Origin of the sequence: Halomonas alkalisoli (assembly GCF_021412585.1) — a bacterium.
Lineage (GTDB): Bacteria > Pseudomonadota > Gammaproteobacteria > Pseudomonadales > Halomonadaceae > Halomonas > Halomonas alkalisoli.
In genome coordinates this window covers 358,179-364,847 of the sequence record NZ_JAKCMI010000041.1, presented here as the reverse complement: position 1 = coordinate 364,847, position 6,669 = coordinate 358,179, and the positions used below count along the sequence as shown (strand labels likewise).

7 protein-coding genes are annotated in these 6,669 nt (G+C 62.9%); 2 read left to right on the top strand and 5 right to left on the bottom strand.

Annotated features, from left to right (window positions below):
- Window positions 1-115: 115 nt before the first annotated feature.
- Complete coding sequence (locus LY622_RS19790; protein ID WP_234292451.1) at window positions 116-679, bottom strand: HD domain-containing protein; 564 nt, start codon at window positions 677-679, stop codon at window positions 116-118.
- A 110-nt stretch (window positions 680-789) separates the two neighbouring features.
- Between LY622_RS19790 and LY622_RS19785 the strand changes: the two genes are divergently transcribed.
- Window positions 790-2,781 carry an acetyl-CoA hydrolase/transferase C-terminal domain-containing protein gene (locus LY622_RS19785; RefSeq protein WP_234292450.1) on the top strand — a complete coding sequence of 664 codons (1,992 nt, stop codon included), beginning with the start codon at window positions 790-792 and terminating at the stop codon, window positions 2,779-2,781.
- A gap of 10 nt (window positions 2,782-2,791) precedes the next feature.
- On the opposite strand, the gene LY622_RS19780 is transcribed toward LY622_RS19785, so the two are convergent.
- The 4 genes from LY622_RS19780 to LY622_RS19765 form a co-directional block, all read right to left on the bottom strand.
- Complete coding sequence (locus tag LY622_RS19780; RefSeq protein ID WP_234292449.1) at window positions 2,792-3,085, bottom strand: helix-turn-helix domain-containing protein; 294 nt, start codon at window positions 3,083-3,085, stop codon at window positions 2,792-2,794.
- Between the two features lie 26 nt (window positions 3,086-3,111).
- A complete protein-coding gene (locus tag LY622_RS19775) occupies window positions 3,112-3,435 on the bottom strand; it encodes a type II toxin-antitoxin system RelE/ParE family toxin (protein ID WP_114572305.1) in 324 nt (107 codons plus the stop codon).
- A gap of 290 nt (window positions 3,436-3,725) precedes the next feature.
- Complete coding sequence (locus LY622_RS19770; protein ID WP_234292448.1) at window positions 3,726-4,025, bottom strand: hypothetical protein; 300 nt, start codon at window positions 4,023-4,025, stop codon at window positions 3,726-3,728.
- 211 nt (window positions 4,026-4,236) lie between these two features.
- Window positions 4,237-5,478 carry an NAD(P)/FAD-dependent oxidoreductase gene (locus LY622_RS19765; RefSeq protein ID WP_234292447.1) on the bottom strand — a complete coding sequence of 414 codons (1,242 nt, stop codon included), beginning with the start codon at window positions 5,476-5,478 and terminating at the stop codon, window positions 4,237-4,239.
- Between the two features lie 372 nt (window positions 5,479-5,850).
- Here LY622_RS19765 and LY622_RS19760 point away from each other — a divergent pair, with 372 nt between their 5' ends.
- Window positions 5,851-6,606 carry a TIGR01458 family HAD-type hydrolase gene (locus tag LY622_RS19760; RefSeq protein ID WP_234292446.1) on the top strand — a complete coding sequence of 252 codons (756 nt, stop codon included), beginning with the start codon at window positions 5,851-5,853 and terminating at the stop codon, window positions 6,604-6,606.
- The last annotated feature ends 63 nt before the right edge of the window (window positions 6,607-6,669 follow it).

Below are 6,669 nucleotides of genomic sequence, written 5' to 3'. Positions count from 1 at the left end.
TAGCGTTGCGTTTTCTTCCCCGTGATCATCTCGGGCATCGGTTCTCTCCTGCTGGGGAGTTATCGATGCGTGTCCACTGGGGTGGGGGAAGTCCAATGGCCGCTAGCTGATCTAGTTAGCGCTTCGAAGTACCAGCTTTCAATGCTGCTCCGCGAACCTTTGCCTCACCTTCAATCAATACGCTCCATGCTTTGCGCCTCAGCTTCTGGTCACCCCCTGCCATCACTTCCAGGAGTTGGCGCTTCTCGGCCAGATAGACCCGGGCGAAGCCAGGGTCTCGTGCGACGATGCTGCCGGTGTTGTCGATCAGGTCGGCGTACTTGATGGTCTGCGCTTCGGGGGAAATCTCCGCCAGCCTGTCCCGCTCCAGCGCCTTGCGGTGGGTACGGTTGCCGATTTCCGGATCGATGAATTGATCCGTCAGTTCGTTGACCAGGATGGCGACCCGCTCGCCGAAGCACTCCTCGATGTCCGTCAGCGTAACGCCGGTATCCTCTAGCACGTCGTGCAGTAAGGCAGCGGCGATCATCTCCGGTGTCGCCGTCTCGACTGCTGACACGATCTCCGCGACGGCCAGCGGGTGGTGCCAGTAGGGCTCGCCGCTGTACTTGCGTCGTTGCCCAACGGCTTGATGTGCGGCTCTGCTGAACAGCGCAGCCCGTTCGGCTATGTCGTCCATTCAGGCAATCCCCTCAGCTTCACCTTTTCCATCATGATGCCAGATAACCTTCGGTCTCGGATGCCTCTCGCGAACTCGGTGGGAAGGGGAGTCGTGCCTCATGTGCTAGCTTGAAGCGTATCGAAGCCAAGGATGGGGTTCAGCCTATGGGCGAGCCGGTGAGTTACCAGGACGCTGAGGCGTGCGTGGAGCAGGTCATCGATCGGGTGGGCAAGAACATTGTGTTGGGGCTGCCGCTGGGGTTGGGTAAACCCCTGCGTTTTGTGAACGCCCTCTATGCTCGCGCCCAGCGTGATCCGACGATCAAGCTGCATATCGTCACCGCTCTATCCTTGCTGGCACCGGCGGGCAGCTCCTCCTTGGAGCGCCGTTTCCTGGGACCTTTTGTCGAGCGCCTGTACGGCGATATCCCCGAGCTGGCCTACGCCCGGGATGCCCAGGCCAACCGCCTGCCGGACAATGTCACGGTGGCCGAATTCTTTTTCCAGGCCGGCAACCTGAAGAACAACACCGACCAGCAGCGCCGCTATATCTGCACCAACTACACCCACGCGCTGCGCGATTTAATGGCCCAGGGCATCAACGTGATCGGTCAGATGGTATCGCCCGATGAGCGGGGCGAGACGGTGAGCCTGAGCTGCAACCCGGACCTGACCCTGGATCTGTTACCCCAGCTACGCGCGCAGCCCTATGCCACCGTTTGTGTCGCGGAAACCAATCGGCACCTGCCGTATCTGGGTAATGACGCGGCGGTGGCGCGTAGCGAGTTCGACCTGCTGCTGGAAAACCCGGATACCGACTACCCGCTGTTCAGTGCCCCCCAGACGCCCATCTCGCCGGAAGATCACCTGATCGGCTTCTACGCCAGTTGTTTGCTGAAGGATGCCGGCACGCTGCAAATCGGCATCGGTTCCCTGGGGGCGGCGCTGGTGCACAGCACCCTGTTGCGCCATCGGGACAACGCCCGCTGGCAAGCGATTTACCAGGACCTAAAGGTGGCCCGGCGGTTTCCGGTGGCCGAGCAGTGGGGCGACACCCAGCCCTTCAGCCGGGGTCTGTATGGCTGCAGCGAGATGATGGTGGATGGCTTTATCTACCTGATGGAAGCCGGTGTGCTCAAGCGCCCGGTCTTTGCGGACGCCGATTTTCAGGAGGCGATCAACCGGGGCGAGATCGACCCCGAGAGCAGCGACCACCCCAGCGCGGCCAAGGGTGTGGTGATGCACGGCGGCTTTTATGTAGGGCCTCGGCGTTTCTACGACAAGCTGCGCGAGCTGCCCGACGCCGAGCGCGCGCGCATCAACATGACCAGCGTCAACTACATCAATGATCTCTACGATCACCGCTTCGGGGATCAGCGGCTCAAGGTGGCCCAGCGCCAGCACGCGCGTTTTATCAATTCTGCCATGCTGTGCACCCTCGATGGGGCGGTGGTCTCCGATGGCCTGGAGGATGGCCGGGTGATCAGTGGTGTGGGCGGACAGTACAATTTTGTCGCCATGGCCCACGAGCTGAGCGGGGCGCGCTCGATCATTACCTTGCGCAGTACCCGGGAGGACGGCGGCACAGCCCAGTCCAATATTGTGTTCAGCTACGGCCACTGCACCATTCCCCGCCACCTGCGCGATATCGTGATCACCGAATACGGTATCGCCGATTTGCGCGGCCGCTCTGACGAGCAGGTATGCCTGGCGTTGATCGCCATTGCCGATGCGCGTTTCCAGCCCGAGCTGCTGGCGCGGGCCAAGTCCGCCGGTAAAGTGGCCGCCGACTTCGAGGTTCCCGCGCACTGGCGGGACAACACCCCGGAGCAGTTGGCGCAGCAGTTTGAGCAGATGGGGGGCGAGCAGGTCTTCCCCCGGTTTCCCTTTGGCACCGACTTTACCGACGAGGAGCTGACCCTGGGCAAGGCCCTCAAGCAGCTCAAGGCGCGCACCGCCACCCGGCGCGGCAAGCTCAAGGCCCTGCTCGGCGCTCTGGGTGCAGGCCAAGCCAGCGACGCTGAACGGTCGTTGCTGGCCCGGCTCGAGCTGGATCGGCCCACCGGCTGGAACGAACGCCTGGAGCGGCGATTGGTGCTGCAGGCGCTGCGAACGAGTTAGAGAGTAACAATCAGGCAGCCACTTCTTTCTCGTCCTCAATCGCCAGCTCGAGGTGGAAGCGAGCCGGCCCCGTCAGGTTGACCAGGGCGTCCAGACTGAACTTGTTGATGCGGCCGTTCAGCAGGTCGTTGAGGCGAGGCTGGGTGATGCCCAGTCGGTGCGCGGCCTCATTCTGAGTGATGCCCCACTCCCGGACACGGCCGGCGATCTTCGCCATGAGCTCGGAGCGCAGACGCATGTTCAGCGCCTCTTCGGGAGTGTCCTCGATGGCATCCCACACGCTGTCATAATACTCGATGGCCATGGTGTCACCTCGCTTGGTGGCCGGGCTTAGGGCAGCTCCTTGTATCGCTGCTTGCCCAGGTCGATGTCTTTCTTGGCGGTCTTCTGGGTTTTCTTCTGGAAGCAGTGGAGCACGAATACCGCATCGCCTCGGTTAGCCACATAGAAGACCCGAAAGGCCCCATTGTCTTCCCGGATGCGGATCTCCATGACGCCAGGGCCAACGCTTGGCATGGGGCGGAAGTCGTCTGGTTGTCCTCCAGCTTGAACCTTGTCGATCTGAAACCCTGCTTCGCGCTTGGCGTCCAGAGGGAAGTCGCGCAGCCGGTCCTTCGAGTCTCCGACGAATGCGACGGGTTTCTTCCGCGCCACGCTGCCCTCCTTGGCCTCTGTGATCCTATATCAATACCGATATAATAGGCTCATCAACCGAACGGTTCAAGATCGGTGCGGCAAGCCCTCCGCGCTGAGGGCAGTGAGGTGGCGTGCTGTAGCCAATTGCGCCGCACGACTACCTCGAGCCCCATCAGGTCCAGCACGTCTACATTGATAAAAGAACAAAAAAACCGCCACTTACGGATCATCCCGGGTGGCGGTTTTGCGTTTCTGATCTTGCTGTGGGGATTGCCTGGCATCGATTGCCGCTGGAGGACTGGCTCCGTTCAGCCGCGCAGCTTGAGCACATTCGATTGGGTCTTGGTGCTGTAGGGCTTCAGCGCTGCCGCGGTGATCTTGGCGGGATCGGCGCCGCTGGCCATCGCCACTGCCGCTCGCTCGGTCGCCGTGGCGTAAATCGTCCCTTTCTCCATCATCATGTTCATGGCATCGGGCAGGGTCATGGTGCCGCTGGCCATCATCATGGTGCGGCGGACGATCACCTCACTGGAAGAAAGCATCATCTGGTTGTAGGAAGATGCGATCTTCATCCATGCGAACATCATGTTCATCGGGTTATTCGACATTTGTCTGGTACTCCTCGTGATTCAGGTCTTCGATCTGGTGCTTGTTCATGGAGATTGCTCTTGGAGAGTGCTCCTGTGGATAGCGAGTATCCACGCCTGAGCCTCGCCATGGAGCCATCGGGACTCAGAGTTAGAGTCACGCTAACCTGGCCTGCGACCTGTGTCGGTGCGCTGGCCCACATTCACCAATCGGATAATCCCATCCTCACATTCAGAAGCGATCGACGCGGAACGGCGTCATATCCACCGCGGGCTCTTCGCCATCCATCATCTGGGCGAGCAGCTCGCCGGTGGCCGGGCCCAGGGTAAAGCCCTGATGGCCGTGGCCGAAGGCGAGCCACAGCCCCGCCTTGTCGGGGGCCGGGCCGATCACCGGTTTCATGTCGGGCAGGCAGGGCCGCGCTCCCTTCCAGGGCTGGCCGTCGCGACGCTTGCCCAGCGGGAACAGCTTGCGTGCCACCTTCTCGGCGGCGGCCAGCTGCTTGTACTGGGGTGGCGAGTCCAGGTCGGCAAGCTCGGCGCCGGTGGTCAGGCGAATCCCGGCGCGCATCGGCTCGAGCAGGAAGCCCTTCTCGGCGTCCATCACCCAGTGGTTGAGTTTGGCCCCCTCTTCGGCGGAGTAGTGCATGTGGTAGCCGCGCTTCACGAACAGCGGCACCTTCATGCCCAGCCTTCCCAGCAGCTCGCCGGCCCAGGGCCCCAGGGCCACCACAACCTCATCTGCCTCCAGGGGCCCCTCGCTGGTCTTGACCCGCCAGCCGCCATCGACCTGGAGCACGTCCTCGACGCTGGCCTGCATCACCTGGCCGCCCTGTTCCGCAAAGCTGCGGGCGTAGGCCTGCACCAGGCCGCCCGGGTCCGAGACCATCCAGGGCTGCGTCCAGAGGATCGCCCCGATCAGCCCCTTGCCCAGATACGGCTCCTTGGCGTAGAGCGCCTCGGCGTCAAGCACCTCATACTCCACCCCGAAGCGCTCGTGGTTCTCCCTGGCCTCTTCCTGGCGCTCCTCGAACGCCTTGCGGGTGCGGTAAAGCTCCAGCCAGCCGCCCTTGCGCACCAGCGCCTCGGCGCCGGCGGCCTCGATCATCGGCGCGTGGGCATCCTGGCAGCGCATGATCAGCGATGCCCACTCGCGTACGATGCGCTCGTAGCGCTTACCGCTAGAGTTCAGCCAGTAGTTCAGCAGCGGGCCTGCCGCGCTCATCATGCCGGTGGGGCGGTAGCGGATGTCCACCTGGCGGTTGGGCACCACCCGTAGCAGGGTAGCGACATCACGGGGGAAGGCGTAGGGGCGCACCGCCTCGCGCTGGATGATGCCGGCATTGCCGAAGGAGGTCTCGAGCCCCGGCTCGCGGCGGTCAACCAGCGTGACGTCATGACCGCGACGCACCAGATGCCAGGCCACTGATACGCCGACCATGCCGGCACCAAGAACGATGATATTGCGGGCCATGAAGGTCTCCCTGCCGATGTATATAGGATGTATATAGAAAGCTCCGCCGCGGGGCAGAGCCTGTCATGCAGGGAGTTTAGCAGCACTTCCCGGATAATCGGTCATGCGCTGATAATTAAGATAATAAATCTATTATTGTGGTAATTAGCAGTATTTTTATTCAAAACATGAAGAATAAATAGAGTGATTTTCGATCCAGCCTCCTGGCTCTGCGGCTTGGCACGAACGGGGGAGAGCTAGCTGCTCGATGCAGAGCGTATTCCGCTCCCATGAGGCCTGCCGGGAAGACGCTCCCGGGTATGGATTGACAGCGCCGCGCGCTCGGGCATCAATGGAGTCAATCCTGCCGAGAAGCGACGGGGAGAGACAGTGATGCTGAAGGCGGTATTGCTCGATATCAGTGGCGTGCTGACTGAGGACGGGCAGGCCCTGCCCGGCGCCGTGGACGCGGTGGCGCGGCTGCAGTCCAGCGGCCTGGCGCTGCGCTTCCTGACCAACACCTCGCGCAAGACCTCGGCCGCGGTGTGTGATGAGCTGCAGCGGCTGGGCTTCGCCCCGGCGACTGAACAGGTGTTCACCGCGCCGGGGGCCATCCGTCGCTATCTCGAGCGTAGTGGGCTCTGCCCCTACCTGCTGATCCACGAGCGGCTCGAACCCGAGTTTGCCGGTCTTCCCCGCGGAGAGCCCAATGCGGTGGTGATCGGCGATGCCGAGCAGCGCCTGGACTATGCCCACCTCGACGAGGCCTTCCGGCTGCTGCTGGAGGGGGCGCCGTTGCTCGCGGTGGGCACCAATCGCTACTTTCGTCAGGCGGGTGCCCTGCACCTGGACGCGGGGCCCTTCGTGCGCGCCCTGGAATACGCCGCCGGCATCGAGGCGAAGGTGCTGGGAAAACCCTCTAGCGACTTCTTTCATGCCGTGCTCGAAGAGATCGGCGTGGCACCCGGTGAGGCGCTGATGGTGGGCGATGATGTGGAGTGCGACGTGGTCGCCGCCATGGAGCTCGGCCTGCAGGCCTGCCTGATTCGCTCAGGCAAGTATCGCTCGGGGGACGAGGCGCGGGCGCCGCAGGCGCGCTGTGAGGCGAGCCTGGCCGATCTGGTCGATGCGCTGCTGGAAACGCGTTAGCCGTGCCCGCTCGGTGCGTCGTTGGCGCACCCGCTTGCCGAGGTCTTCGCTGTGGCGAAGGGG

What these genes read in the sequence shown, in the direction of transcription:
- LY622_RS19760 (WP_234292446.1), top strand. Translation starts at nt 5,851, where the DNA reads ATGCTGAAGGCGGTATTGCTCGATATCAGTGGCGTGCTGACTGAGGAC.
- LY622_RS19770 (WP_234292448.1), bottom strand. Translation starts at nt 4,025, where the DNA reads ATGTCGAATAACCCGATGAACATGATGTTCGCATGGATGAAGATCGCA.
- LY622_RS19790 (WP_234292451.1), bottom strand. Translation starts at nt 679, where the DNA reads ATGGACGACATAGCCGAACGGGCTGCGCTGTTCAGCAGAGCCGCACAT.
- LY622_RS19765 (WP_234292447.1), bottom strand. Translation starts at nt 5,478, where the DNA reads ATGGCCCGCAATATCATCGTTCTTGGTGCCGGCATGGTCGGCGTATCA.
- LY622_RS19780 (WP_234292449.1), bottom strand. Translation starts at nt 3,085, where the DNA reads ATGGCCATCGAGTATTATGACAGCGTGTGGGATGCCATCGAGGACACT.